Consider the following 23,410-nt stretch of genomic DNA (forward strand, 5'->3'; position numbering starts at 1 on the left):
TGCTGGTTAAAAAAGAGGCGATCGTAACGAATAGTTCACCTGGTAACTAGTTCGATACTTATGAAAGGGCTTCATTAATGGAGGCTTGCGACTATACTGTAAATTTCTACAGGTTTCGAAGGCTTAGACCAATTGCCCGAGACTAAACCAACGCGATCAGAGCGAGAGTTCCAGGATCTTCTACGGCGACTGGAGCTGGCGCTCGATGCTTCGCAAATTGGTGTGTGGGAACACAGCATCAACAGAGATTTTATTCTCTGGGACGCGCAAATGCACCGTCTGTATGATACCGGCCAGGTGGATCGGGCAGTGCCGACGCGGGTGTGGACGAATGCTCTGCATCCCGAAGACAGGGAACGGGCTGAACGGGACTTCGAGCGAGCGGTCGCCGCCCGAGGCGCCTATAATTCCCAATTTCGCATCATCCTGCCGAGCGGAGAGATCAGGCATTTAAGGTCGCGTGCGCATTTCTATGTCGATGAGGACGGCACTCCGTCCTTTATCGGTGCGGAATGGGACGTGACATCCGATGTGCTGCTCAACGCTGAACTCGGCAAGCAAAAGATGGTGGCCGAGGCCCGGGCGCTGGCGCTTGAGGAAAGCAATGCACGGATAGAGTATGTCGCGGACCACGACTATCTGACCGGCATGCCGAACCGGCGTCTGCTCGATAAGCGGCTTGCCGAGTTGACGATGGACAAGAGCGTGTCCTCGCTTGCCGTTCTGCATCTCGATCTCGACCAGCTCAAGCAGATCAACGACAGTCACGGCCACGCAGCTGGGGATGCCGTATTGCGGGCGGCGTCGCTGAGAATTGCCGCTGCTACTCCTGCGAATGGTATGGCTGCGCGTGTCGGCGGTGACGAATTCGTCATCGTACTGGTCAATTTCAATGGTTTCGACCAACTAAGGGCGATCGTCGAGGATGTGCAGCGGCGATTGCGAAAGAAGATCCGTTTCGGGCAGGAGATGCTGCAGTCCGGCGCCTCGATCGGCGTGTCCTGGAGCAACAACAGACGGGCGCGCAATCTGCTCGCGGAATCAGATCTGGCGCTTCACCAGGCGAAAAAGCTCAGCCGCAACCGCGTCGAGTATTTCAGCCGACAGCTTCAGGAAGAGCTGCGTGGCACACGCCGCCTCGCCGAGGAGCTCGCCGAGGCCCTCGAGCAAGGCCAGATCCTTCCCTATTACCAGGTTCAGCTCGATGCGCATACACGCGAGATCACGGGGCTGGAAGCGCTGGCGCGCTGGAACCATCCGGAAAGGGGCGTGCTTGCGCCAGGCGTCTTCTTCCGCATCGCCGACGAACATGGCCTCTCTGCAGAGATCGATGCCGTGGTCCTGCGGCGTGCGCTCGAAGATCGCGCGGCATGGCAGGCTACGGGCTGCAATGTGCCGCGCATTGCGGTGAATATCTCGCCTGCGCGTCTTGCCGATCCAACTCTGGCGGACAAGCTGCGTCGACTCGCCATCCCGCCGGGTGCCATCGTCTTCGAGTTGGTGGAAACGATCTTCCTCGACGATTGCGACGATAAATTCCTCGCTAATGTCGACCTGATCAAGCAGATGGGCATCGATATCGAGATCGATGACTTTGGCTCCGGCCACGCCTCGCTCATTGGCCTCGTGCGGCTGAAACCGAAGCGGTTGAAAATCGACCGCCAGCTCGTCGCCGATGTGGTGGAATCGGCTGAACAGAGGCGGGTGGTCGGGTCGATCGTCGAAATAGCAAAGGCACTTGATGTGGAAGTGATCGCCGAAGGGGTGGAAACCGAAGCTCATGCCGTGACGCTGTCGCGGCTCGGCTGCGACAGCTTGCAAGGCTTTGCGCTTGGCTATCCTTCTAGTGCCGTCGATATGGGACGCTTTCTTGCATTAGCCTCCCACGAGGGCAAATCGCAAAATGTAGCCGGATGAGGCGACGAGGAAAATATCAGGTCGATTGCGGGCAGTCTGTCGATGAGCACCTCAGGCTTAACTCTCAGTGCACCGATACGGCACGCCTTGGGTGCGTGCCGTATTCTTCAGGTGGTGCGGAAGCGGCCGCGGATCTGGCTCATATAGAAGTCGCCAGGAGAAGCTGCTGCGGTCAGTCCAACGACGATGCCTTCAGGGACATCTTCGTAATGCCGGCGTTGGCCGTTCGTCAAATAGAGCGTGAGGTGTCGAGTCTCGCGCTTATAATCAATCGCTTCAATAAGTTTGGACTGCAGTCTAGTTTCCATGCGGTACTCCCCGATGTGTTTCGCGCGAGAGAGGTGGCTGCTGGATCCGACGAGCGGTTCAAGACAGCTTCAAGCTAAGCCCTGCCCGATGCGAGTCAAGGATCGAAAAAGCTCGGCCGCACCTATTTTGAGTTAAATGCGTCTGAAGTTTGACGCGCTAAATTAGGTTGCGAGCGCTTCAAGGTGAAGCGCGCCGCACGTCGATCCGCCGGCGTGACGGTCAGGATTTCGCTGACCTGCGTGACCATGCATCCGGCGCGGCTTGTTGTCAGCGCCAGATTATCAGGCGCGTCGCCAGAAGATGAGTTCGGGCACTTGCGAGGAGGGATCTGGTGCTGGCAGCCAGGTCTTTGGGGAAAAGTAATCCTTCGTGCGGCGCTGCTGGCCAGACGTCTCCTGCAGCTGGAGTGTGAAGTTGAAACTGCCGTGACGCGAATATTCCTGGGTGAAATTGATAAGGGCACCGAAGCCTTCCTCCTTCGCATCCTTGAGATTGCGGATTGCCGAGAGTGCCTCATGAAAATCGAGCCAGGCCGGCTGTGTCAGCATGGTTTCGAACATGCGCATTATGCTCGCATCAAGCTGTCCATTGCCGTCTACTGCGGGACCGACAAGCTTCGCGCGCATGCTGGTAATCGTGCCTCTGCCGTTGCCGCGCACGACAAGGAAGAGTGAGCTGACGATATGCGCCTTCTCCTTCTTATAGATGTGTTCATAGGAGCATTCGAACGTATCGGAATTAAAGGCAGTCTCCGCCCATTCGCTCATCTCGATTCCGGCAGAGCGTAGCGCCTCGCACATAGCCGGGCCGGAAATACGCCAGGTCCGCAGGAAAGCGCTCTCGAGAGCCGGTTGCGGCTGTGCGAACATGCGCGGCGGGATATCGATGCTTAAAGGCTGGGTGCGGCGAAAGGTCTTCGGCGGTGGCGCAGGTGGAGGCGCCGGTGGCAGAAAAAGCTCCACGCGAAAATAATGGGCCAGTGATTTCAGATGGCGCATGTCATTGGACAGCAGCACTGTTGCAGCCACAATCGAAAAGGACAGAATGATCAGCAACCACATGACGGCGCGGCCCTTTCGCGGCCGCGGCGCCAGTTTCATGTTCTGATCGGACGATGACATCGTCAGTTCGCGAGACCTCGGACAATGGAAGTCATCATTTATAAGGCTCGCGGTGATGTGGCAATCGATCTCGACGGAGGATGGCTAAAGTCGCTCCGGTGAAGGTATCGAAGCGTCAGGCCGCGATGCGACGGTAACGTCTTCTGATCTGGTCGATATAATACTGGCCTGGCGAGGGTGCAGCTACCATGGTCTTGACGTCGTCGACCGGTACGCCTTCGAAGAGGCGCTCTTCGCCGTTACGGAAGCAGATGCGCAGGCGCCCGTCGTCCTGGCTGAAATAGACGTTCTGGATTATTCTGGATTTGACTGGAACTTCGTGCATTGTTTTCTGCCCCTGTTTTGTTTTGGAGCACCTTAGAAGTAAGGATGCGAAGATACCGTCAAGACGTATGGTAAAGATTGTTTTCTGCTTGAATAGTGGCAGTCTAAAAAATCGCGTTTCAATAAAATTTTACGGATCTGCTTAAAAAGCCTGCAAATGCCGGCGTGTAGAGTGCCCCTCATGAAAGCGGCCGGGCATGGACAGATGCTATCGGCGCTGCGGCCAGGCGAAAATCGTCGGCCGATTGAAAACGGGGAAGTTACGATGAGCAGATTTTTTCTCGTCGCCACGCTTGCAATCACCTTATCGGCGACAGGGCAGGCTTTTGCCTTCGGTCCGGGCGGCTTCGGTCGCGATCTGATGTACACCTCGGCCATCGGCCATCTGCCCGAGGAGCCGCTGACGACGAGCGCCGGCTTTGTTCGCCCGAATGTGCCTCTTGCGCTGCGCGCTCCGGCACAGGTCGAAAGCGAAGGATATGACCTGAAAGCCTATTCGCACCGGCTGACCATCGTCGTCGACTTTGTTTTCGGCAGCGTTTTCATCCAGGCTGCGCAGACCATCGGTGCTGCCGAAGCGCTGAGCCCGCTTCTGCGCTAAGGCCTGCATATTTGATGTTGTCGACTTTTGATTTGCGCTCGCCGCAAGCATCTTGCGGCCGCAGTAATTTTCTTGAGATTGCAATTACATTGTTTCATGGTAATGCGAAGTCGAAGTTCTTTTGCATTGCATTTCAAAACGACGACACGCATCGTTCAAGCCGTGAACGGGAGTTCATCATGGCCAGTCCGAGCGCATAAGGAATCGACTTGACGATTGCTTGGCGCAAGACGGAAGGGACTTGCGGGTTTCAATCTGGGAAGGTTGCATGAATTCGGAATTTGCCGTTCGTTCCATGCGGCCCGGCGAACTGGAGCTTGCGCTGGAATGGGCACGTCAGGAGGGCTGGAATCCCGGTCTCGATGATGCGATCGCATTCCATGAGGCCGATCCTTCCGGATTTTTTGTCGGCGTGATTGGTGAGGTGCCGGTCGGCTCCATCTCGGTCGTCAAATATGGCGACAACTTCGCCTTCCTCGGTCTCTACATCGTGCATCCCGATTTCCGTGGCCAGGGTTTCGGTAAGGCGATCTGGAATGCCGGCATCGCTTCAGCAGGAGATCGCACGATCGGTCTCGATGGTGTTGCCGCTCAGCAGGAAGCCTATCGTAAAGCTGGCTTCGAGGCGGCTTATACGACTATCCGTTATGGTGGCGTGCCGACATCGGTGCCGCAATCGTCGCTCGTCGCGCAGCCGGTTCTGGACACGCGTCTCGAAGGCCTGCTGCGCTACGATAGCGGAATTTTCCCGGAGTCTCGCGCGGCTTTCCTTGCTGCCTGGTGCACGGCGCGAAAGGGGCGCAGTTCGGTCGTTGTGCGCAAGAGCGGCAAGATCCGCGGTTACGGCACGATCCGCCGCTGTTACGATGGCTACAAGATCGGCCCGCTTTTTGCCAACGATACGGATAGCGCAGCTGCCCTTCTGGCAGGCCTCATTCCCCACGCACATGGCGCGTCGATCTATATCGATATCCCCGCCGTCAATGCCGAGGCGATTGCGCTTGCCGAAAGCGTAGGGCTCGAGCCGGTCATGGAAACCGCGCGCATGTATCGCGGCCCGCTGCCAGAAATCCCGCTGAAGAACGTCTATGGCGTGACGACCCTGGAGCTCGGTTAGTCGACTGGCGAAGCCGGTACGGTCGACGCGGCCGTTTTCGGGCGGCCCTTTTCGGCGATAGCGATGCCGCCGAGCGTCAGTACCAGCGCAATCACGTGGAAAAGCTGCAGAGTTTCGCCGAGCAGAGCGGCGGAGAGCAGCGTGCCGAAAACCGGGACGAGATTGATGAACAGGCCGGCGCGGTTGGCGCCTATTTCCTCGACACCCTTGATATAAAGTATCTGCGCGAGCAGCGAGGCGAAGATTGCCGTGTAGATGGCGATTGCCCAGCCTTCGCCGTCAGGCCACTGGACGCTGCCGCGCGAAGTCTCCCATACAAGGAGAGGCAGCGCGGTCAGGGCGGCGCCAAGAGCCGGGATCGCCATCAGCGTGCGCCAGTCGACGACGGGCTTCCATCTCAGGAAAATCGTGTAGACGGCATAAGCGGCGACGGCGATCAGCATCAACGCATCACCGCGGTTCAGACTGAGCTGCAGCAGAGTTTGGAGATCGCCGTGCGCTGCCGTCAGCGCCACGCCGACAAGCGTCATGCCGAAGCCGACGACTTGGGCCAGCGAAACGCCGGTGCGGAAAAAGACGAAATTCAGCAGGAAGATCAGCATGGGGATGCCCGCCTGCTCGATCGCGACATTGATCGCGGTCGTATACTGCACCGCCGAGTAGAGCATGGCATTGAAGGTCGTGTAGCCGATCACTCCGTAGAAGAAGAGGAGGGGCAGGTTCTTGCGCACCACCGGCCAGTCCTTCCGCAACTGCGGCAGCGAGACGGCGGCGATCAGCATGACAGCCAGGAACCAGCGCAGGAAGGTCAGCATCATCGGGCTGACATGGCCGAGCGCCAGCTTGCCCGCAACTGCATTGCCGCCCCAGCAGAGAGTTGCAATGACGAGGCAGATATAGGCTGTTGCTTGCAAGGAGGATATTCCCGTCTTGGTCGTCTTTGGCAGGCTTTTATGATTGGGCTTAGCCTGCTGGCGGCTGATTTGTCACGTAAAAAGCCGAATCTGCTGTGATAACAGGGTCGCTTTCCCAAAAACAAAGCTTTATAGATGCGCGGGTTTGAGCAGGTGTGCGGTTCTCCGCCGGTAACAGGAAGAGTTTGATGACGAACGTGGTCGTGGTCGGTTCGCAGTGGGGTGACGAAGGCAAGGGCAAGATTGTCGATTGGCTTTCGGAACGTGCTGACATCGTTGTGCGCTATCAAGGCGGACACAATGCCGGTCATACGCTCGTGATCGACGGCACGAGCTACAAGCTCTCGCTGCTGCCCTCCGGCGTCGTACGCCCCGGCAAGATGGCCGTCATCGGCAACGGTGTGGTCGTCGATCCGCATGCGCTGATCGCCGAGATCGGCCGGCTGGAAGCGCAGGGCGTGAAAGTTACGCCCGAGAATCTGCGCATCGCCGACAATGCCACGCTCATTCTTTCCCTGCACCGTGAGCTCGATGCCTATCGCGAAGATGCTGCCTCCAACAGCGGCACCAAGATCGGCACGACACGGCGCGGCATCGGCCCTGCCTATGAAGACAAGGTCGGCCGCCGGGCCATCCGCGTCATGGACCTCGCAGACCTCGAAGCCCTGCCGGGCAAGGTCGATCGCATCCTGACCCATCACAACGCGCTTCGCCGTGGTCTGGGCGTTGCCGAAGTCAGCCACCAGACGATCATGGACGAGCTGACCTCGATCGCCGACCGCGTGCTGCCCTTCCGCGATACGGTCTGGCTTTTCCTCGACAAGCAGCGCCGCAAGGGCGCCCGTATCCTCTTCGAGGGTGCGCAGGGCAGCCTCCTCGATATCGATCACGGCACCTATCCCTTCGTGACCTCCTCCAATACGGTAGCTGGGCAGGCGGCGGCAGGTTCGGGCATGGGTCCGGGTTCGCTCGGTTATATCCTCGGCATCACCAAAGCGTACACGACGCGCGTCGGTGAAGGGCCGTTCCCGACCGAGCTGACGGACGAGATCGGTCAGTTTCTCGGCGAAAAGGGCCATGAATTCGGTACGGTGACGGGCCGCAAGCGTCGTTGCGGCTGGTTCGACGCTGCACTCGTGCGCCAGTCCGTCGCCACCAACGGCATCAGCGGCATCGCACTCACCAAGCTCGACGTGCTCGATGGCCTTGATGAATTGAAGATATGCGTCGGCTATATGCTCGACGGCGAGCAGATCGATCATCTTCCGGCAAGCCAGGCGGCTCAGGCTCGCGTCGAGCCGATCTATGTCACCCTGGAGGGGTGGAAGGAATCGACGGTCGGCGCTCGCAGCTGGGCGGATCTGCCGGCGCAGGCGATCAAATATGTTCGCCAGGTCGAAGAGCTGATCGGCGCGCCCGTTGCGCTGCTTTCCACCAGCCCCGAGCGTGACGACACCATACTTGTGACCGATCCGTTTGAGGATTAATGTCGCGGGTCACTTAAGGCGACCGTTCGGGAGTATGCCGGACTTCTTGAGAAAGTACTGATGGCGGATTTTATTGCAGTTATTCGGCGGGCAGTCGACGGCCTGTCTGAGAATACCCCTGAGATGCGGGTGAAGGTCTACGAGCGCGCGCGCGGCGCTGTGCAGCGGCAGCTCGAGAACATGAAGCCGCGTCCGCCGGAAGCCATGCTGCAACGCCAGCTTGATAAGCTCGAAGCTGCAATCCGTGAAGTCGAGAGCGAGCATGCTGAAGCGGGTGATATCGAGGAATTGGTCGCAGGCGCTCCGGAGCCCGAAGTCCATCAAGAGCCTGCTCTGGAGCACGAGCCTGTCGCCGAGGCTCCCGTCTATGAGAACGGTGAGCAGCGGGGCCTAGAGCATCCCGTCCACGAGCCGCCTGCTGAGCCGCAGGAGGTTGTTCAGGCGGCCGCTCCCGCCGAAGAGGTGGGGTCGGAGCATGCTGAATGGCATCCGCCCCATGAGGAAGAGGCGCCTGCAGAGGAATGGCGCGGGCAGGAACATGCGGAGATTCACGCCGAGCCCGAGAGTCGTCATGAGCAGGTGGAGGAATATTATCCGGAAGAACCGCGGCCGGAGGAGGCCGCCGCCGCGCCGGCAGCCGAAACCGTCCACGAGATGGAAGAAGAGCTCCATCGCGAAGAGGTTCACCAGCCCCTCCCGGGTGGCATAGACCGTGCGTCCAACAGGCTCGTTGAGCCGATGGCCGATTTTGAGCCGCAATCGCAGACGCAAACCAGTGATTTCATCGAGCATACGCGCGAAGAGCCGGTTGCAGTAGATGCGGCGGCGCATTTCGATCGCATGTGGTCCGAGCCGGTTGCAGACACGCCGGCTCCCGTACCGGTGGAAGCCGAGACCGAATGGGCGCGCGAAGAACTCCACTCCTATGCCGAGTCCGCGCCTGCCGTTCCCGCCGATGCTTCAGCACGTGCTTTTGACGAGGTATCGACACTCGCAAACTCCGCTTCGCCGGCCGCCATGCCGGCTGCCAAGGAAAACTTCTCCTGGGAAGCGGCCGCTTTCGATGATCTGCCGCCGATCGAGGCCGGCACAGGCAAGAAGACACCGGCTTCGGCGCATTTCGACGACGTCGATATCTTTGCCGAAGTGCATGCCGGCAATGGCTCCGGCTCAGCGGCTCCCGCACCGGCCGCACCAAGCGAAGGCTGGCGCGAGGCGCGTGCGCTGCGCGGCTACGATCGCCGCAACGCTGTTGCTGACGATGATGACGACGGCAATCGGCCCATGGATCTGGACCAGATCGTCGCCTCGAAGTTGCAGGGCAAGAGTTTCCGTATGGAGCCGAAGCGCCGCCGCTTTGGCATAGGCACCATTCTGGCAATCCTCGTCACGCTCGGCATTATCGGCGGTGGCGCCTATGCCGGCTGGATGAACCGCGAGGCGGTGAAGGAGATGGTCGACGGCCTCGTCAGTTCCGCTGTGCGCAACGAGACGGCTACGCCGACAACGCCGCCGCCGGCGCAGCAGAATGGTACGTCAGTCACGACATCGCCGGCAAATCAGAATGCCGCAGCGGTGCCGGCGCGACCCAATCCGGAAGCCGCCTCTCTGGACGGCTCGGCTGCCAACGCCAAGTTCACCCAACGGTTGCTCGCCGATGGCACCGAAGTCGATAACGGCCCGGCAGCAGTACCGGGAACGCCAACGGCGGAAGGCAAGTCGGTTGCCGAGCAGAACGTCGCTGCAGCCGATACGAGCACCCCGAGCGCCCAGTCCGATGCTGCGCCTGCCGAAAACCTGACGCCGAATGGCCCTGCGGCCGCACCCGCGGCGCAGAACACGCCTGTCGGTGCTACGGAAAAGATGTTCCTCTACGAAGAGCGAATCGGTGAAAGCTCACCCACAGCAATCGAGGGATCAGTCGTTTGGACCGTGCAGCATGAGGCTGGACAGGACGGTCGCCAGGAAGCCACCGTGCAGGGCAACGTGACTGTACCGGAGCGTAATCTTTCGGCCCTCCTGACCTTCAAGCGCAACTCCGACCCGTCGCTGCCGGCAAGCCATCTGGTCGAGATTGTTTTCTCGGTTCCGCCGAATTTCGAGGGCGGCAGCATCGATAGCGTCCAACGCATCTCGATGAAGCGTACGGAGCAGGATCGCGGCGATCCGTTGATTGCGGTGCCGGCTAAAATCACCGACGATTTCCACATGATCGCGCTCAACGACTATCCTGATGCACGCAAGTCCAATCTGGACCTGCTTGGCAATCGCGACTGGATCGACATTCCGATCACCTACCGCAACGGCCGCCGGGCGCTGTTGACCATGCAGAAGGGCGCTACCGGAGGCAACGCCTTCAACACGGCGATCAAGGAATGGACCGCGCTCGGAGATCTCTCGACCAGCCAGTAAGGCCGGGTGCTTCTCGGAGTTCAAGAATCGCTTAGAGCCTTTCCTGGTCAGGATTGAAGCATTCTGCCGGAGCAGGGTTTCGTTAGGGCAGAAGCGATGGCGAAGGGCATACCTCAAGGTACGTCCGAGCGATCGCTTCTGATGCTGGTGGAAAGATGCCTGGCCCGCCGGCCGCACCGCTTCGCATGGCGAAGCGATAAGTGCGTCCGGCGATTTCATGTCTTGAAGATTTGTCCCCCCAAATCTGCGGGAGGGTTGGCTGAAACGGGCCGCCTGATTGACGGGCTGGCTTGGCCGTAGACCTGGGCTACGATGCGCGCCGGCCGGTCGATCATGCCAACAAACTGAGGAATATTTGCCGTGCCTGCCAAGGCACCGTGAAACAGTCGCCACCCGACAAGCTAACTGCACCCGGCTGCTACAAGTTCGATACCACGGATGGTTGCGACATTGGATATGCTGCCCTGCATGGACCCCTCTATAATTACATAACTGATAAGGATCAGCAGTTAGCCTGCGTGTGGGGTGAGGCAGCCTGACACCGGGTCACGCTATTTTGGTATCGTTGGTGGCGATCCAGCGAATGCAAAGAAGAAGTTATCGCGTTGACACCCCGCTAGGCATACAGAACCACATCCATCTATTTAGCTATCTGTCCGGACGGAGATATCTCCAAATCGTATATGGCATTGGTTTTAGATGATTATTTAAAGATTTGCAGCGGTGTGACGAACGCTTTCTGTGTATCTGAAAGGCTGGATCAGTCGCGGCTCTTCATCCACTCTTCGGGCCGGCGGTGCTTTCGCGTCTTAAGGAAATACCGATAGTCTTCTAGTCGCTCTTTCACTTCGTCGCTGATCAAATCCAGCGACGCAAGGAACTTCTCAAGTTCGTCAGGCGTGGGTTGATAGCCAATACCCTTCCGAACGTCCGGCGAATAGAATTCATTCCACGCTTTGAGCTTGTCTTCCTTAAGGCTACGGTTAAGGCCGCGGACAACATAAGTTGCATAGTCATGATCAATGTATGGGTATTCGACCGAAAGGACATGCTCTATTTTCGCTTCCGGCAGGCGAAGAGCCTTCAGGTTTGACACAACCGCGTCACGCATCTGGTTTTGGTCCCGCAAATTCAATCCGCTCCAACGACCGTGAGCTTCCATAGACCATAGGATCATCCGAGATTGCGTTTCCGCCACAGAATGCAATTGCTCTAGCGTGGCTTTCGCCTCGTCTATGACCTGCCTCATCTCGCCTTCTAGGCCGTCTTTCGAGAGCTTGAATTTCGCAAGGTCATCGAATCTTGCGGCTAGCAGACTGATGAACGTACCGAGCAACATAATCCACTGCCCGTCATGGTTGTTCAGAACCAGATAAATCAGGATACCAAACAGAATAACCGCGATGCAGTAGAACACATTGCGCCAAATTTTTCCGCTCATGGTATGCCTCGAATCGTGAAAACAATTCAGGATACATGCGCAGCCATACGAAAGAAAAGCTCGCCAGATTATCCGAGGTTCTTAACCTCCCATATCTGTCTATCTATCTATGAAGATATTCGAACTCTCCGCTCCTCTATCCGACTCCGTTTGAGAACAGAATGCTTCAATCTAACCGGGAAAGGCTCTATAACAAAAGGCGGGCCACAGGACCCGCCTTTTTCAAATCATACAGATACAAACCGGCTTATGCGGTGGCTTCGACCACGCGCACAGCCTTGGCACGCTCCAGCGCTTCCTTGCGGACCGCATCCTGCACCTTCTCAAAGGCACGGACTTCGATCTGGCGGACACGCTCGCGGCTGATGTCGAACTCGGCCGAAAGATCTTCCAGCGTCACCGGGTCTTCAGCGAGGCGGCGAGCCTCGAAGATGCGGCGTTCGCGGTCGTTCAGCACGCTCATGGCCTTCGACAGCATGCGGCGACGGGTATCGAGCTCATCCTGCTCGATCAACACGTCTTCCTGGCTGTCGTGGTCGTCCACGAGCCAATCCTGCCATTGGCCGCTGTCGCCTTCCGAGGCCTTGATGGGGGCATTCAGCGATGCGTCGCCGGAAAGGCGACGGTTCATCGAAACGACCTCCTCCTCGGAGACGTTCAGCTTTGTTGCGATCTCGGTCACATGCTCCGGCTTCAGGTCGCCGTCATCGATAGCCTGGATACGGCCCTTCAGGCGGCGCAGGTTGAAGAACAGGCGCTTCTGGTTCGCAGTCGTGCCCATCTTCACCAGAGACCACGAGCGCAGGATATATTCCTGGATCGAAGCCTTGATCCACCACATAGCGTAGGTAGCCAGACGGAAGCCGCGTTCCGGATCGAACTTCTTGACGGCCTGCATGAGGCCGACGTTACCTTCCGACACGACTTCACCGATCGGCAGGCCGTAGCCGCGATAGCCCATGGCGATCTTCGCAACGAGGCGAAGGTGGCTGGTGACGAGCCTGTGCGCGGCATCGCGGTCGCCGTGCTCGGAGTAACGCTTAGCGAGCATGTACTCTTCCTGCGGTTCCAGCATCGGGAATTTACGAATTTCATCGAGGTAACGATTGAGACCGGCTTCGCCGGCGGTAATGGACGGCAAGTTATTTCGGGCCATGATGCACCCTCCTTGTATGGATTCCGGTTCCCGATGGAACGCGCCCTCGCGTTAAAGGCAAACCGGGACATGCGGCTCTCTCCAAGCCCGCAATAAGTCTATGTACAGATAAGTATGGCGAAACCGGGATTCAAGGTTGCCCCGACGTTCACGACGGCGTTATCCGACCTGTGGCAGAGTCAACTGGAGGCATTGATTTTACTGGCTGCTGCCGCATTTTTCCAGTGGCGGGAGCATCCTCGCACACGCGTTTCATGGGGAAACCGATGATCAGACCAGTCCTTGCCGTAATCCTGCTGCTTTCGCTTTCGACCACTCTTTCATCCTGTGGGAATACCGCAAGAGGGCTGGCGCAGGACGGGCGCGACACCAGCCACGCCCTCGATAATGCCACGCATCGGGTCCTGAGCGCCGGCTCCAAGAAATAGCAGCGGCCGTCCCTCATCCGCGCAGGGCATCAGCCAGCTCCACCATGTCATTCGGCAGGGGGACTTCGAAATGCATCACTTCGCCGGTGCGGGGATGCTCGAATTGCAGCATGTAGGCATGCAGCGCCTGCCGATCGAACGCCTTGACGATTCTGCGGGCCTCGTCGGGCAGAAGATTGGCCTTGGTCCTGAATCCGGCGCCGTAGACGGCGTCGCCCAACAGCGGATGGCCGATATGAGCCATGTGGACTCGGATCTGATGCGTTCGGCCCGTCTCCAGGTGGCATTCGACGAGTGAGGCAAGTGCGCTCGCATCCGGGTTTTCATGGAAACGCTCCAGCACCTCGTAATGCGTGATCGCATCGTCGGCACGGTCACTATCCGGGCGCTTGACGGCGCGGCGGGTGCGGTCGCCGGTGGCGCGGCCGAGCGGTGCGTCGATCGTTCCCGAGAGTGCGCGCGGTCGACCCCAGACGATCGCATGATAGGCGCGTTCCAGCGGCATGGTGCGGCCGTGGTCGGCGAATTGCAGCGAGAGGTGGCGATGCGCCATATCGTTCTTGGCGACGACCATGACGCCTGTCGTATCCTTGTCGAGGCGGTGAACGATGCCCGGGCGGCGTACGCCCCCGATGCCCGAAAGGGTGTTGCCGCAATGGTGGATTAGTGCATTGACGAGCGTTCCCGTCCAGTTCCCGGGACCGGGGTGGACCACGAGGCCGGCCGGCTTGGAGATGACGATGACGTCTTCATCCTCATAGAGGATATCGAGCGGAATTTTCTCGCCCTTCGGCGTCGGGTCTTCCGGTTCAGGCAGGGTGATCTCGTAGCTGTCGCCGGCTCGCACCTTGCGTTGGGGATCGATAAGCGGCTCCCCCTTGAAAAAGACCTGTCCATCTTTGATTAGCGCCTTGATGCGGCTGCGGGAAAATTCCTCGCCGAGCTGCGCGGTCAGCCATGCGTCGAGACGACCTTCGGCCGTCTCGTCAGCGGTCAGGACTTTTCTATTGTCATCTGCTTGTTTAAAGGGGTCGCTCAAGACGCTTCTTCTCCGACGTATTTTTAGAACGGGACGCCATAGATGACGAAATTCGAGCCAGCCGAGGACGAGCAGGAAGAAAAGCCCCTTGACCCGGCTATGGAAAATGTCCGGCGCAAGATGGTTCGCCTGCAGATCGTCTCGGGCGCCATCATGTTCGTGAGCCTTATGGCGGTCTTCGGCGCCGTTGTCTACAAGGTGACGCGTGCCGAGCCCTCTCAGGCCGCTGTATCAGCAGGCTCGTCGGGTGTGCCGTCAGATGCACCGGTGACGGCGACAGCCTCGCTGCCGCTCGGATTCAAGATCGAGCAGACGTCGCTTTCGGGTGGACAGATCCTGTTCTATGGCACAGCCGTGGACGGCAAGCGCAAGGCGCTGGTTCTAGACATCAAGACCAGCCGCGTCGTGGCCGAGATCACGCTATCAGGCAATTGAGGCCGGCATGACCGAACGGATCTTCACGGTCGAAAGTGCTGACGATCCACGGATTGCCGAGTTTCGCGATATTCGCGAGCGGGACCTGACGGGCCGGCAGAACCGCTTCATTGCTGAAGGCACTGTCGTACTGCGCATGCTGGCGCAAGCGCATGCGGCGGGGAGGGGATTTTCTGCCGAGAAGATCTTGCTGCTCCGCAATCGGCTGGAGGGAACAACCGAGATCCTCAGCCGTTTTCCGAAAGATGTGCCCGTCTATATTGCGGACGCCGACATTCTTGATGGCATCGTCGGTTTCAACATGCATCGCGGCGTGCTCGCGCTCGGCCGACGGGAACAGGCGACGGAAGCCGCGCTTCTCGATACGTTGCCCGAGCGGGCTCTGGTCCTCGTCGGCTGCGGCATTTCCAACCACGACAATGCCGGATCGATGTTCCGCAATGCTGCTGCCTTCAAGGCAGATGCAATTCTCCTCGATGAGACCTGCTGTGATCCGCTCTATCGCAAGGCGCTGCGTGTTTCGGTCGGTTCAGTCCTGAGCACCCCCTATCATCGCGGCGGCGACGCGCTTGGTCTTCTGTCTGGTCTTGCAAAGCGCGGCTTTGCAATCTCGACGCTTTCGCCACGCGGCGAGACGGATATCCGCCGGATACCGGCTTCCGATCGAATGGCCCTTGTCGTCGGCACCGAGGGCAAGGGCTTGCCGGAGGCGGTCCTTTCCCGTTTCCGCAGTGCGCGCATCCCGCAGTCCGAAGGGCTCGATAGTCTCAACGTGGCAACGGCGACGGGCATTGCACTCTTTGCCATATCGTCGGCGATGGCGCGGATCTGAAGGGTTCAGGGGTATGGATCGGCGATGATCGCAGCTGCGCGGTCGGCGAGATTTACGCGGTCGTTCGGTCCCTTCTTGTCTTCGCCATCAGGCAGGAGGGACAGGATCGGAGAAGCCGGGCCCTCCCTGAGCGCAGTGAGTGCCACCATATTGGCGGCGATGGAGGTGATTTCCTCGCGAAGAGCGCCATCGCGGCTGGCGTTGTTTCTAGCCTTCTGCAGGTGGTCGGCGAGTGCTGTGCTGCGCTGGCGCACATTGTCGCTCATTTGCGCCGTGATGGCGGCGAGATCGAGTCCCGAGGTTTCTGCTTCGCCGGTCGCTTCGGCGGGCAGACCGGCAAGAGCCTTGGATAGGCCGGCATCGCGCAGCACCTTGGTAATCTTGCGCAGTTCCGCATTGGCAGCTTTCAGCTGATCCTTCAGCTTGGCGATTTCCTGTTGCCGGCGGCCGAGCAGAGCTTCCTTGTCGGCGGCGGAGGCCGCCTCACGGGCGGCCTTGTCTTCCAGGCGGATGACCATGTGCTGCTGCTGGCTGAGCTTCTGTTCGGCGTCCTTGGCGCGCTTCTGCAGCAAGGTCACGTCCTGGCGCATCGTATCGCGTTCGTCGCGCAGGGCATTGGCCCGGAATTTAAGGTTCTCGGCCTCGGTTTCGCGCGCGGCAAGGTCGATTTTCAGACTGTTGGCCTGTTCCGCCAGCGCAGAAAGCCGCGCACGCAGCGTTTCCAGTTCGCTGTCCTTGCTGGAGCCCGCCTGCTCGGCAATATGCAGGCTCGTCTTCAGCTGACTGATATAGTTCTCGTCCTTGCGCAGGCGGGAGCGTTGTTCGGCGGCTTCCACCTGCATCTCGCCGATCTGCGCGCGCGCCTCATTAAGTTCCGAGGCGAGTCTGCCGGCATCGACGGCAAGTGAATCATGACGAAGCTGAAGAGAGAGCGACTTTTCGCGTTCGCGCTGCAGGTCCTGCGCCGTGCGGGCATTTTCAGCGGCATAGAGAGCACGCACCATATCCTTCTGCGCCCGGACTTCCTGCGGGCTCAGCGGCATCGTCGCCTTGAGACGATTTTCCGTATACCAGACGATGCGGCGATGGACGGCAGGCGAGACCAGAAAGACAAGAAAGGCCGCGGTCAGGAAGCCCAATCCGAACAAAAGAGCGTATTCGATCACGGCGCGGCCATCGATTCGAAGGTTGATATAGGTCGGTCCTGCTGATTAAGCATGCAGAAATGGCATCGGCAAGGCTGCCGATGCCATCATGACCATATTCCCAATGATATTACTGCTGATCGCGGCGTTTCAGAAAGGGTTCCAGGTCGGGTTCGGCGTCACCTTCAGGTAGCCGACATTGATACCGAGACGGGCGCCGACGCCCGTGCGAATGGGCACGACCAGAACATTGTTGTTCTTAAGAAGGGTCATGCCAAAACCTGCAATGACATAGGCCGAGCCGCTGACGCCGCCGAAACGAGCATAGATGGAATCGATGGAGGGTAGGTCGTAAACCAGCATCATGACGCGGGAGCCCTGGCCGCCGTAGTCGAGACCGAGAGACGGACCCTGCCAGTAAAGCGGGTGCTCACCAGCATTCTTGGTGTTGAGCTGGCCTTCGCCGTAAGTAAGGCCGGCGATGAAGGCGCCGCCGCCCTCCTGGCCGAGGATATAGCCGTTTGGCAAGCCGTATTTCTGGAAGGCGCTTTCGATGACCTTAGCAAGGCCGCCGCTGGTCTCGCCGAAGAAAGAATGGCCGGCATCGACGATTTCCTGAACCGTGTATTGACCGTTATTCTGCTGCGCTGCGGCCTGTCCCGTAATCATCATCGACGAGACTATGATTGCGGTCAGCAACTTGCAGAAGCCGATATATCTTCCGAGAAATTGGAGGCGCATGATGTCATCCGTTCGTCACTGTCGAGGTAATGGCATTTGATGCATTTTGCGCCGATCGTCTTAACAATCGGTTTACCAAATATGGTGTCATTATGGCGATGAGTACGGTCGCAAACTTCGCGCAATTTTGATCAGGCACACTAGCGGGCGGAATGATACTGCCGCCCTCAGGAGACGATGATGTCCAAGAACCCGAATCTCACTCTGTCTGGTCCGGACCTGGCAGCACTTTTGTGCAGCCGTGTGTGCCATGACGTGATCTCGCCCGTCGGCGCGATCAACAACGGTCTGGAGCTTCTGGACGAAGGCGGAGCAGATTCCGACGCGATGGATCTCATCCGCACAAGCGCGCTCAATGCTTCGGTCCGTCTCAAATTCGCACGCCTTGCCTTCGGTGCATCTGGTTCCGTCGGCGCCTCGATCGATACCGGCGAAGCAGAGCGTGCAGCCAAGGATTTTGCTGCGGCCGAGAAGAAGACCGAAGTGAGCTGGACCGGCCCGCGCGCGATTGTCGCCAAGAACAGAGTTAAACTGCTCCTTAATCTTTTCCTCGTCGCATATTCTTCCATTCCGCGCGGCGGTAATCTGGACATCACACTGGAAAATCCGGAATTCGACGCCAGCTTCAAGCTCGTCGCCAAGGGCAAGCTGATGCGCATGCCGCCGAAATTCGTCGAAATTGCCACGGGCACTGTCGAGGAAGCGATCGATGCACACTCGATCCAGCCCTATTACACGGTGCTGTTGGCAGAAGAATGCGGCATGGTCCTGGATTACGCAGTCGGCGCAGAAGAGATCGTCTTTGTTGCCAAGGTTGCTGCGGCGTAAATCATTCGATCGCTGATTGCGGCGGTGTAGTAACGATTCCTTAGCCTGATCAACCTATGCTCGAAGGTTAGGAAGGCCCTCGACGGAGACAGCGCGAGGGATAAGGAGCCGCCATGCAGAGATTCATGATCACCGACAGCTCGGACATCGTTCGCAAGGTCGGCAAGCGAATCCTCTCCGAACTCGATTTTCTGGTCAGCGAAGCTTCAAATGCCGAAGAGGCGCTGCAGCGCTGCGAGGCCGAGCTTCCTGAATATCTGATCGTCGATTCGGGTATGGAAGGTGCGCTCGATCTTATCGCCAGCATCCGTGCTATGGACGGCGGTAAAGACGTCAAGATCTACTATTGCGTCATCGAGGCCGACCTGAAGAAGCTGATGGCCGGCAAGCGGGCAGGGGCGACTGACTTCCTGCTTAAGCCTTTCGACCGCAAGATCCTCACCGCCGTCTTCGGAAATCGTGCAATCGCCGCCTGAGCCGGCCGCGCAAATCGTTAAGGCGAGCCGTCCTTGGGGCGGCTTTTTCATTTCTGTACATTACCGACAAAATAAAAGTCCCGCCGGAGAGGCGGGACTTCCATTCGGTAAGGGGTGCAGCGGATCAGGCGGTTTCGGCGTATTCGGCACCATCGGGTTCGCGCAGCACATAGCCGCGGCCCCAAACGGTCTCGATGTAGTTGGCGCCGCCGGCAGCATTTGCGAGCTTCTTGCGCAACTTGCAGATGAAGACGTCGATGATCTTCAGTTCCGGCTCGTCCATGCCGCCATAGAGGTGGTTCAGGAACATTTCCTTGGTGAGCGTGGTGCCCTTGCGGAGCGAAAGAAGCTCCAGCATCTGGTATTCCTTGCCCGTCAGGTGAACGCGCTGGCCGCCGACTTCGACGGTCTTGGCGTCTAGGTTGACGATAAGCTCGCCCGTGACGATGACCGACTGGGCATGACCCTTGGAACGGCGGACGATGGCGTGGATGCGGGCGACGAGTTCGTCCTTGTGGAACGGCTTGGTCATGTAATCGTCGGCGCCGAAGCCAAGCCCGCGAACCTTATCTTCGATGCCCGCCATGCCCGAGAGAATGAGGATCGGAGTTTTGACCTTCGACAGGCGGAGAGTGCGCAGCACCTCATATCCGGACATGTCGGGAAGGTTCAGATCGAGAAGGATGATGTCGTAATCATACAACTTACCCAGATCCACGCCTTCTTCGCCGAGATCTGTCGTATAAACGTTGAAACTCTCAGATTTGAGCATCAGTTCGATGCTTTGCGCTGTAGCGCTGTCATCCTCGATGAGTAGTACCCGCATAATTATCCCCTTTACCGCCGCCGAAAGGTGGCATGGCCCCCTACGCGATACCGAATAAGCTACGTGATTTGGAAGCTGCCACGAAATGGTTAACAAATTCTAATTCACTCTGGCAAGGAATATCGAATTTATTAAATAATTTTTCCATTTCTCTGTTTTCCAATGGAAATCTCGAAACACAATTCTCAACTTTGACATTAAGAATCTGCGCTAAGTGATTCATCCGACTCGCTAATGAAAAGGTTCGGCTTCCTGTCCTGGTGTTTACCGAGCCTTAAATCATCGGGCCTATCATTAACGATGCCCGTAAACGAAAGGTTACCAGCGGTAGGTTTTTGTTAATATCGCAGGAAATTTTTCGGCAAACCGTGTCAAAGCGGCGCGCAAGGGCGGTTTCAAGTTGAGCCGGGGTCTCGCATCACGGGAGTAATGCGTATGAAGTCGCGAGAGAGCCTCGTTCGTCTGAAAGAGTTTCAGGTGAACGAAAAACGCCGTCAGCTGCAGCAATTGCAGATGATGATGTCCGAATTTGAACGGATGACGAAGGATCTGGAGAGCCAGATCGTCGTCGAGGAAAAGAAGTCCGGTATTTCCGACCCGAATCACTTCGCATATCCGACCTTTGCAAAAGCCGCGCGTCAGCGTGCCGACAACCTTCAGGTTTCGATCAAGGAACTTAAGGTTCAGGAGGAGGCACTGGAACTGGTGCTAGAGGAAATGCAGGCGGAATATGCCAGGGCGACGGCGCTCGAAGAGCGCGACGGCGCAGTTCGCGCCCGGGCCTGACGACGATTGCAGGCGCCGGTCCCGGCGTCTTGGGGATAACCACAGAAGCCATGCATAACGGGCGCAGTGTCCGTCATGCATGGCTTTTGGTGTTTCTATCGATGGCGTCTTCAGTTCACGACGTCGTTCCATTCGGGATGGCGCTGCGCTTGTGATTTGAAGAAGGGGCAGAGTGGGATGATCTTCCAGCCGCCCTGCCGGGCTGTTTTGACCGCATGGAGGGCGAGCGCCTGGCCAACGCCCTTGCCGCGCAAAGCGTCCGGCACTCCGGTATGATCGATGATGATGAGCTTTGGCGATGTGCGAGAATAGGTCATTTCCGCGTCATGACCTTCCATAGTCGCAACGTAGCGGCCGCCGGAGGTGCTTTCCTCATTCCTGATATCCATCACTGTCTCCTGATTTATGTGATCGGGAACGTGACATGATGATATCGGCATGCCAAGCCGCGGCCGCAGGAACAGTGTGTTCAAAGGGAGGCGCCGAGTTGAACAGGCTTTTGGCGAACCGGTCCGGTGTGGTTGGATCCTTTCTTCTGAGGCTCGGCCTTCTCGTGATGCTTGCAACACCCGTCGCGATCGTTACGATCGCAGCGTCATGCTGCATCTATCCAAGTGGTCTATGATGGACGTGGTGCTCGTTGCGATCGTGATTTCGGCGGTGAAGACAACGGGGGCTTGCGAATGCATTAACGCAGCGCGACCCGGCGGTGTTATGCGACCTCCGCAATAATTTCGGGCCTTCTTCATTCCCCTCGAGGGAATGTGCCCGGCCCGAAATAATAAAAATCGAATGGAGCGTAATTAGTGGCGATACTGCTGGATGCGTGTCGTACGCAGACCTGCCAGGCCATGGCTGTTGATGGAGGACTGCCAGGACAGGAATTCTTCGACAGTGAGCGTGTAACGCTCACAGGCTTCTTCCAAGCTCAAGAGGCCACCGCGAACGGCCGCGACAACCTCTGCCTTCCGGCGGATAACCCAGCGCCGTGTATTGGGCGGCGGAAGATCCGCAATCGTCAGGGGGCTGCCATCGGGGCCGATGACATATTTTACTCGGGGACGTATCATTTCGGTCATTGGACTCTCTACACAACGCAAGACCACGGGCGCCACTCTAACTTGCCACATTTAAAAATTGCCTAAGCGCATCGTAAGACTTTGATAATAAATTTAGACGCGCATCTAAAAGGCTGATTTGCAGGTTCCTGCCGTTACTTCAATTTGAGGCTGCTGCATGGGAGCCATGCGGAATAAATGCTGCATATTTTCCCTCGGCAGATTTATAAGCGCTGCAACATAATATGAGCGCAAAGACTTCGTCTCCGTTCTCCTCGCAGTATCAATGAAGATTGGCATTCAATGCTTCGTATCCCCAGAGATACGGGGCAATACCGTTTTTCTTGATCGTCCGGCGCGTTCCATCCGCAGCCGGTTGCGAGGCCGAGCCGAAGCGATGCCTGCGAAGGAACAAGAGAATGAAGAGACGTGAGCGCGCGGTCCGCGACTGTGCCGATGATGCCGTATTTTCTGCGCTCAGGGCCCGTTCCGTGGGCATTTCCGCGATCGACGGCGCAAACCGCCTGGACGAACTGGCGAAGGCTGCCGGGTTCGAATTCTACCTGTTTTCGATGTTTCCCCGCGGCGACCGAACAGCCTTTCTCGAAAACAAGTTGATGAGCAACTGGCCGCAGAGCCTCTTCGACTTTTACGAGGAGGCGGACCTCTTCCATTGCAGCAAGCTGGTCGCTGTCATGAAGCGCACCATCCTGCCTGTCTTCTGCGACGAAGGACCTTTCGGCGGCAATGCAGCAAATCAGGAAAACCGCCGCCTAAATACGATGTTTCAGATGCACGGGCTGAAGCATACCTTCGCATTCGCGTTGCACGACGCTGATCTAAAACAGTACATCTTCGCCTTCTCGGGCGCGCGTGCCACTCCCTCCCACGAGGAAGCGATGGCGCTGCTTTACGGCTGCATGGAGCTTCTGGACACGCTGCCGAGCGACGAGAAGCCGGAAGACCGGCCATCGGAAAGCCTTACCCGGCGAGAGATCGAATGCCTGCGCTGGTCGGCCGCGGGCAAAAGCAGCGACGAGATCGCAATCATTCTCGATCTCTCTTCGCATACTGTGGTCGGATATCTGAAGAGCGCGATGCGCAAACTGGATTCGGTCAACCGCATGCAGGCGGTTGCCCGAGCATTCAGGTATCGGCTGCTGTGACAGCCGATACGCTCTCTTTTTCAATCAGAAGCCTTTACCGCCGTTCAGTTCGGAAATCAGAGTTCCGAAGATGATGCGGATATCCATCAGCAGCGAGAAATTCTCAACATAGTGGAGATCGCTTGCGATACGGGCGCGCGCCTTTGCCGGACGATCCGTCGGACCGCGCAAGCCGCGCATCTGCGCAAGCCCGGTGATGCCCGGACGCATGGCGTGGCGATGATGATACTCTGGAACCAGCTCTTCATAGAGCATGCCGCCGGCACGCATGCCGATTGCATGGCAACGCGGGCCAACGACCGACATGTCACCCTTCAGCACATTGAGAAGCTGCGGCAGCTCATCGATGTTCGAACGGCGCAGAAAAGCACCGACGCGGGTAACGCGTGGGTCGTTCTTGACCGTCTGTGCGACGCCGGTGACGTCTTGCATATCCGTCCGCATGGAGCGGAACTTGTAGACCTTGATGGTGCGGCAGTTCTTGCCCCAGCGGGTTTGCTTGAAAAGCACTGGACCGGGACTGTCCATCTTGATCAGGGCGGCGACGACCAGAAGAAGCGGAGCAAGCACGACGAGTGCGCTGATCGATGCAAAAATATCGAAGGCCCGCTTCAGCGCCAACTGCATGGAGGCAGGTGGCGGAACGATGCTGTCTAGTGCGGCAATCGAAAACCTCGCGTTTGCCTGACGAACAGGCGTAACGCGAAAGCTCTCTTCAGAAATACTTTTGTTAAGGTCCATGACGCTCAAGGATCTACCCTTTGTATTTTGAAGCTTTCGGCGGTGTCGTTCAATGGCTTGGTTAGCGCCACAATAAGGCGCCACAATGTTAGGCGACGTTTAACCCTACT

25 protein-coding genes and 1 pseudogene are annotated in these 23,410 nt (G+C 58.1%); 13 read left to right on the forward strand and 13 right to left on the reverse strand.

The genetic code is table 11. The annotated features are described in order from the left end of the window. Positions 1 to 132: 132 nt before the first annotated feature. The gene (locus FHX15_RS00575) at positions 133 to 1,917 is read left to right on the forward strand and encodes a putative bifunctional diguanylate cyclase/phosphodiesterase (protein ID WP_184392752.1); all 1,785 of its coding nucleotides are present in this window, start codon (positions 133 to 135) and stop codon (positions 1,915 to 1,917) included. Positions 1,918 to 2,024: 107 nt separating this feature from the next. On the opposite strand, the gene FHX15_RS00580 is transcribed toward FHX15_RS00575, so the two are convergent. The 3 genes from FHX15_RS00580 to FHX15_RS00590 form a co-directional block, all read right to left on the reverse strand. After that, entirely contained in the window at positions 2,025 to 2,225 is a 201-nt protein-coding gene (locus FHX15_RS00580) for a KTSC domain-containing protein (protein ID WP_051942244.1), read from the reverse strand. A gap of 282 nt (positions 2,226 to 2,507) precedes the next feature. Beyond that, entirely contained in the window at positions 2,508 to 3,347 is an 840-nt protein-coding gene (locus tag FHX15_RS00585; protein ID WP_184392754.1) for a DUF6030 family protein, read from the reverse strand. 115 nt (positions 3,348 to 3,462) lie between these two features. Next, complete coding sequence (locus FHX15_RS00590; protein WP_184392756.1) at positions 3,463 to 3,672, reverse strand: KTSC domain-containing protein; 210 nt, start codon at positions 3,670 to 3,672, stop codon at positions 3,463 to 3,465. 264 nt (positions 3,673 to 3,936) lie between these two features. On the opposite strand from FHX15_RS00590, the gene FHX15_RS00595 reads away from it, so the two are divergent. After that, complete coding sequence (locus FHX15_RS00595) at positions 3,937 to 4,272, forward strand: hypothetical protein (protein ID WP_184392758.1); 336 nt, start codon at positions 3,937 to 3,939, stop codon at positions 4,270 to 4,272. A gap of 268 nt (positions 4,273 to 4,540) precedes the next feature. Then, a complete protein-coding gene (locus FHX15_RS00600) occupies positions 4,541 to 5,389 on the forward strand; it encodes a GNAT family N-acetyltransferase (protein WP_184392760.1) in 849 nt (282 codons plus the stop codon). Here the strand turns inward: FHX15_RS00600 and FHX15_RS00605 are convergent. Beyond that, positions 5,386 to 6,303 carry a DMT family transporter gene (locus FHX15_RS00605; protein ID WP_184392762.1) on the reverse strand — a complete coding sequence of 306 codons (918 nt, stop codon included), beginning with the start codon at positions 6,301 to 6,303 and terminating at the stop codon, positions 5,386 to 5,388. The two genes, FHX15_RS00600 and FHX15_RS00605, sit on opposite strands and share 4 nt — an antisense overlap. Positions 6,304 to 6,491: 188 nt before the next feature. Between FHX15_RS00605 and FHX15_RS00610 the strand changes: the two genes are divergently transcribed. After that, complete coding sequence (locus FHX15_RS00610) at positions 6,492 to 7,790, forward strand: adenylosuccinate synthase (RefSeq protein WP_007815162.1); 1,299 nt, start codon at positions 6,492 to 6,494, stop codon at positions 7,788 to 7,790. Between the two features lie 60 nt (positions 7,791 to 7,850). Continuing rightward, the gene (locus FHX15_RS00615; RefSeq protein ID WP_184392764.1) at positions 7,851 to 10,202 is read left to right on the forward strand and encodes a hypothetical protein; all 2,352 of its coding nucleotides are present in this window, start codon (positions 7,851 to 7,853) and stop codon (positions 10,200 to 10,202) included. A gap of 760 nt (positions 10,203 to 10,962) precedes the next feature. Here the strand turns inward: FHX15_RS00615 and FHX15_RS00620 are convergent. Continuing rightward, positions 10,963 to 11,643 (reverse strand): hypothetical protein, encoded by a 681-nt coding sequence (locus tag FHX15_RS00620; RefSeq protein WP_184392765.1) that lies wholly within the window; start codon positions 11,641 to 11,643, stop codon positions 10,963 to 10,965. Between the two features lie 247 nt (positions 11,644 to 11,890). Beyond that, positions 11,891 to 12,799, reverse strand: coding sequence for an RNA polymerase sigma factor RpoH (gene rpoH, locus FHX15_RS00625; protein ID WP_037104500.1), 909 nt, complete (start codon positions 12,797 to 12,799; stop codon positions 11,891 to 11,893). Positions 12,800 to 13,065: 266 nt separating this feature from the next. Here rpoH and FHX15_RS00630 point away from each other — a divergent pair, with 266 nt between their 5' ends. After that, positions 13,066 to 13,227: an entericidin gene (locus FHX15_RS00630; protein WP_184392767.1), complete on the forward strand. Its 162-nt coding sequence runs from the start codon at positions 13,066 to 13,068 to the stop codon at positions 13,225 to 13,227. Between the two features lie 13 nt (positions 13,228 to 13,240). On the opposite strand, the gene FHX15_RS00635 is transcribed toward FHX15_RS00630, so the two are convergent. Next, complete coding sequence (locus FHX15_RS00635) at positions 13,241 to 14,266, reverse strand: RluA family pseudouridine synthase (protein ID WP_184392768.1); 1,026 nt, start codon at positions 14,264 to 14,266, stop codon at positions 13,241 to 13,243. A 42-nt stretch (positions 14,267 to 14,308) separates the two neighbouring features. Between FHX15_RS00635 and FHX15_RS00640 the strand changes: the two genes are divergently transcribed. Both FHX15_RS00640 and FHX15_RS00645 read left to right on the forward strand, forming a co-directional pair. Next, the gene (locus tag FHX15_RS00640) at positions 14,309 to 14,701 is read left to right on the forward strand and encodes a hypothetical protein (RefSeq protein WP_184392770.1); all 393 of its coding nucleotides are present in this window, start codon (positions 14,309 to 14,311) and stop codon (positions 14,699 to 14,701) included. A gap of 7 nt (positions 14,702 to 14,708) precedes the next feature. After that, positions 14,709 to 15,533 carry an RNA methyltransferase gene (locus FHX15_RS00645; RefSeq protein WP_184392772.1) on the forward strand — a complete coding sequence of 275 codons (825 nt, stop codon included), beginning with the start codon at positions 14,709 to 14,711 and terminating at the stop codon, positions 15,531 to 15,533. A gap of 5 nt (positions 15,534 to 15,538) precedes the next feature. Here FHX15_RS00645 and FHX15_RS00650 read toward each other — a convergent pair whose 3' ends face one another. Both FHX15_RS00650 and FHX15_RS00655 read right to left on the reverse strand, forming a co-directional pair. Further along, a complete protein-coding gene (locus tag FHX15_RS00650) occupies positions 15,539 to 16,699 on the reverse strand; it encodes a hypothetical protein (RefSeq protein WP_184392774.1) in 1,161 nt (386 codons plus the stop codon). Between the two features lie 129 nt (positions 16,700 to 16,828). Next, complete coding sequence (locus FHX15_RS00655; protein WP_184392776.1) at positions 16,829 to 17,419, reverse strand: DUF1134 domain-containing protein; 591 nt, start codon at positions 17,417 to 17,419, stop codon at positions 16,829 to 16,831. 180 nt (positions 17,420 to 17,599) lie between these two features. On the opposite strand from FHX15_RS00655, the gene chpT reads away from it, so the two are divergent. Both chpT and FHX15_RS00665 read left to right on the forward strand, forming a co-directional pair. After that, complete coding sequence (gene chpT, locus FHX15_RS00660; protein ID WP_246778841.1) at positions 17,600 to 18,247, forward strand: histidine phosphotransferase ChpT; 648 nt, start codon at positions 17,600 to 17,602, stop codon at positions 18,245 to 18,247. 113 nt (positions 18,248 to 18,360) lie between these two features. Then, positions 18,361 to 18,723 carry a response regulator gene (locus tag FHX15_RS00665; protein WP_184392780.1) on the forward strand — a complete coding sequence of 121 codons (363 nt, stop codon included), beginning with the start codon at positions 18,361 to 18,363 and terminating at the stop codon, positions 18,721 to 18,723. Positions 18,724 to 18,847: 124 nt separating this feature from the next. Here FHX15_RS00665 and ctrA read toward each other — a convergent pair whose 3' ends face one another. Beyond that, complete coding sequence (gene ctrA / locus FHX15_RS00670) at positions 18,848 to 19,549, reverse strand: response regulator transcription factor CtrA (protein WP_112562832.1); 702 nt, start codon at positions 19,547 to 19,549, stop codon at positions 18,848 to 18,850. A gap of 435 nt (positions 19,550 to 19,984) precedes the next feature. On the opposite strand from ctrA, the gene FHX15_RS00675 reads away from it, so the two are divergent. After that, entirely contained in the window at positions 19,985 to 20,335 is a 351-nt protein-coding gene (locus FHX15_RS00675) for a flagellar export protein FliJ (RefSeq protein ID WP_132653380.1), read from the forward strand. 110 nt (positions 20,336 to 20,445) lie between these two features. Here the strand turns inward: FHX15_RS00675 and FHX15_RS00680 are convergent, their stop codons facing one another. Beyond that, a complete protein-coding gene (locus FHX15_RS00680) occupies positions 20,446 to 20,724 on the reverse strand; it encodes a GNAT family N-acetyltransferase (RefSeq protein ID WP_184392782.1) in 279 nt (92 codons plus the stop codon). Positions 20,725 to 20,923: 199 nt separating this feature from the next. Between FHX15_RS00680 and FHX15_RS30835 the strand changes: the two are divergent. Further along, a pseudogene (locus FHX15_RS30835) lies at positions 20,924 to 21,117 on the forward strand (paraquat-inducible protein A); the annotation flags it as partial. 21 nt (positions 21,118 to 21,138) lie between these two features. Here FHX15_RS30835 and FHX15_RS00690 read toward each other — a convergent pair. After that, positions 21,139 to 21,414, reverse strand: coding sequence for a DUF1153 domain-containing protein (locus tag FHX15_RS00690; RefSeq protein WP_007533628.1), 276 nt, complete (start codon positions 21,412 to 21,414; stop codon positions 21,139 to 21,141). Between the two features lie 398 nt (positions 21,415 to 21,812). Here FHX15_RS00690 and FHX15_RS00695 point away from each other — a divergent pair, with 398 nt between their 5' ends. Continuing rightward, positions 21,813 to 22,559 carry a LuxR C-terminal-related transcriptional regulator gene (locus FHX15_RS00695; protein WP_184392784.1) on the forward strand — a complete coding sequence of 249 codons (747 nt, stop codon included), beginning with the start codon at positions 21,813 to 21,815 and terminating at the stop codon, positions 22,557 to 22,559. Positions 22,560 to 22,583: 24 nt separating this feature from the next. Here FHX15_RS00695 and FHX15_RS00700 read toward each other — a convergent pair whose 3' ends face one another. Continuing rightward, positions 22,584 to 23,300, reverse strand: a complete 717-nt coding sequence (locus tag FHX15_RS00700) for a sugar transferase (protein WP_409526994.1) — start codon at positions 23,298 to 23,300, stop codon at positions 22,584 to 22,586. Positions 23,301 to 23,410: the final 110 nt, after the last annotated feature.

The organism is Rhizobium sp. BK650 (assembly GCF_014195325.1).
Taxonomy (GTDB): Bacteria; Pseudomonadota; Alphaproteobacteria; order Rhizobiales; family Rhizobiaceae; genus Rhizobium.

Excerpts from the sequence above, each read along its gene's own strand:
- FHX15_RS00675 (WP_132653380.1), top strand. The coding sequence starts at position 19,985 with ATGAAGTCGCGAGAGAGCCTCGTTCGTCTGAAAGAGTTTCAGGTGAAC.
- FHX15_RS00610 (WP_007815162.1), top strand. The coding sequence starts at position 6,492 with ATGACGAACGTGGTCGTGGTCGGTTCGCAGTGGGGTGACGAAGGCAAG.
- FHX15_RS00615 (WP_184392764.1), top strand. The coding sequence starts at position 7,851 with ATGGCGGATTTTATTGCAGTTATTCGGCGGGCAGTCGACGGCCTGTCT.
- FHX15_RS00580 (WP_051942244.1), bottom strand. The coding sequence starts at position 2,225 with ATGGAAACTAGACTGCAGTCCAAACTTATTGAAGCGATTGATTATAAG.
- FHX15_RS00620 (WP_184392765.1), bottom strand. The coding sequence starts at position 11,643 with ATGAGCGGAAAAATTTGGCGCAATGTGTTCTACTGCATCGCGGTTATT.
- FHX15_RS00640 (WP_184392770.1), top strand. The coding sequence starts at position 14,309 with ATGACGAAATTCGAGCCAGCCGAGGACGAGCAGGAAGAAAAGCCCCTT.
- chpT (WP_246778841.1), top strand. The coding sequence starts at position 17,600 with ATGTCCAAGAACCCGAATCTCACTCTGTCTGGTCCGGACCTGGCAGCA.
- FHX15_RS00600 (WP_184392760.1), top strand. The coding sequence starts at position 4,541 with ATGAATTCGGAATTTGCCGTTCGTTCCATGCGGCCCGGCGAACTGGAG.
- FHX15_RS00645 (WP_184392772.1), top strand. The coding sequence starts at position 14,709 with ATGACCGAACGGATCTTCACGGTCGAAAGTGCTGACGATCCACGGATT.
- FHX15_RS00690 (WP_007533628.1), bottom strand. The coding sequence starts at position 21,414 with ATGACCGAAATGATACGTCCCCGAGTAAAATATGTCATCGGCCCCGAT.
- FHX15_RS00595 (WP_184392758.1), top strand. The coding sequence starts at position 3,937 with ATGAGCAGATTTTTTCTCGTCGCCACGCTTGCAATCACCTTATCGGCG.
- FHX15_RS00590 (WP_184392756.1), bottom strand. The coding sequence starts at position 3,672 with ATGCACGAAGTTCCAGTCAAATCCAGAATAATCCAGAACGTCTATTTC.
- FHX15_RS00630 (WP_184392767.1), top strand. The coding sequence starts at position 13,066 with ATGATCAGACCAGTCCTTGCCGTAATCCTGCTGCTTTCGCTTTCGACC.
- FHX15_RS00585 (WP_184392754.1), bottom strand. The coding sequence starts at position 3,347 with ATGTCATCGTCCGATCAGAACATGAAACTGGCGCCGCGGCCGCGAAAG.
- rpoH (WP_037104500.1), bottom strand. The coding sequence starts at position 12,799 with ATGGCCCGAAATAACTTGCCGTCCATTACCGCCGGCGAAGCCGGTCTC.
- FHX15_RS00680 (WP_184392782.1), bottom strand. The coding sequence starts at position 20,724 with ATGGATATCAGGAATGAGGAAAGCACCTCCGGCGGCCGCTACGTTGCG.
- FHX15_RS00700 (WP_409526994.1), bottom strand. The coding sequence starts at position 23,300 with ATGGACCTTAACAAAAGTATTTCTGAAGAGAGCTTTCGCGTTACGCCT.
- FHX15_RS00665 (WP_184392780.1), top strand. The coding sequence starts at position 18,361 with ATGCAGAGATTCATGATCACCGACAGCTCGGACATCGTTCGCAAGGTC.
- FHX15_RS00655 (WP_184392776.1), bottom strand. The coding sequence starts at position 17,419 with ATGCGCCTCCAATTTCTCGGAAGATATATCGGCTTCTGCAAGTTGCTG.
- FHX15_RS00695 (WP_184392784.1), top strand. The coding sequence starts at position 21,813 with ATGAAGAGACGTGAGCGCGCGGTCCGCGACTGTGCCGATGATGCCGTA.
- ctrA (WP_112562832.1), bottom strand. The coding sequence starts at position 19,549 with ATGCGGGTACTACTCATCGAGGATGACAGCGCTACAGCGCAAAGCATC.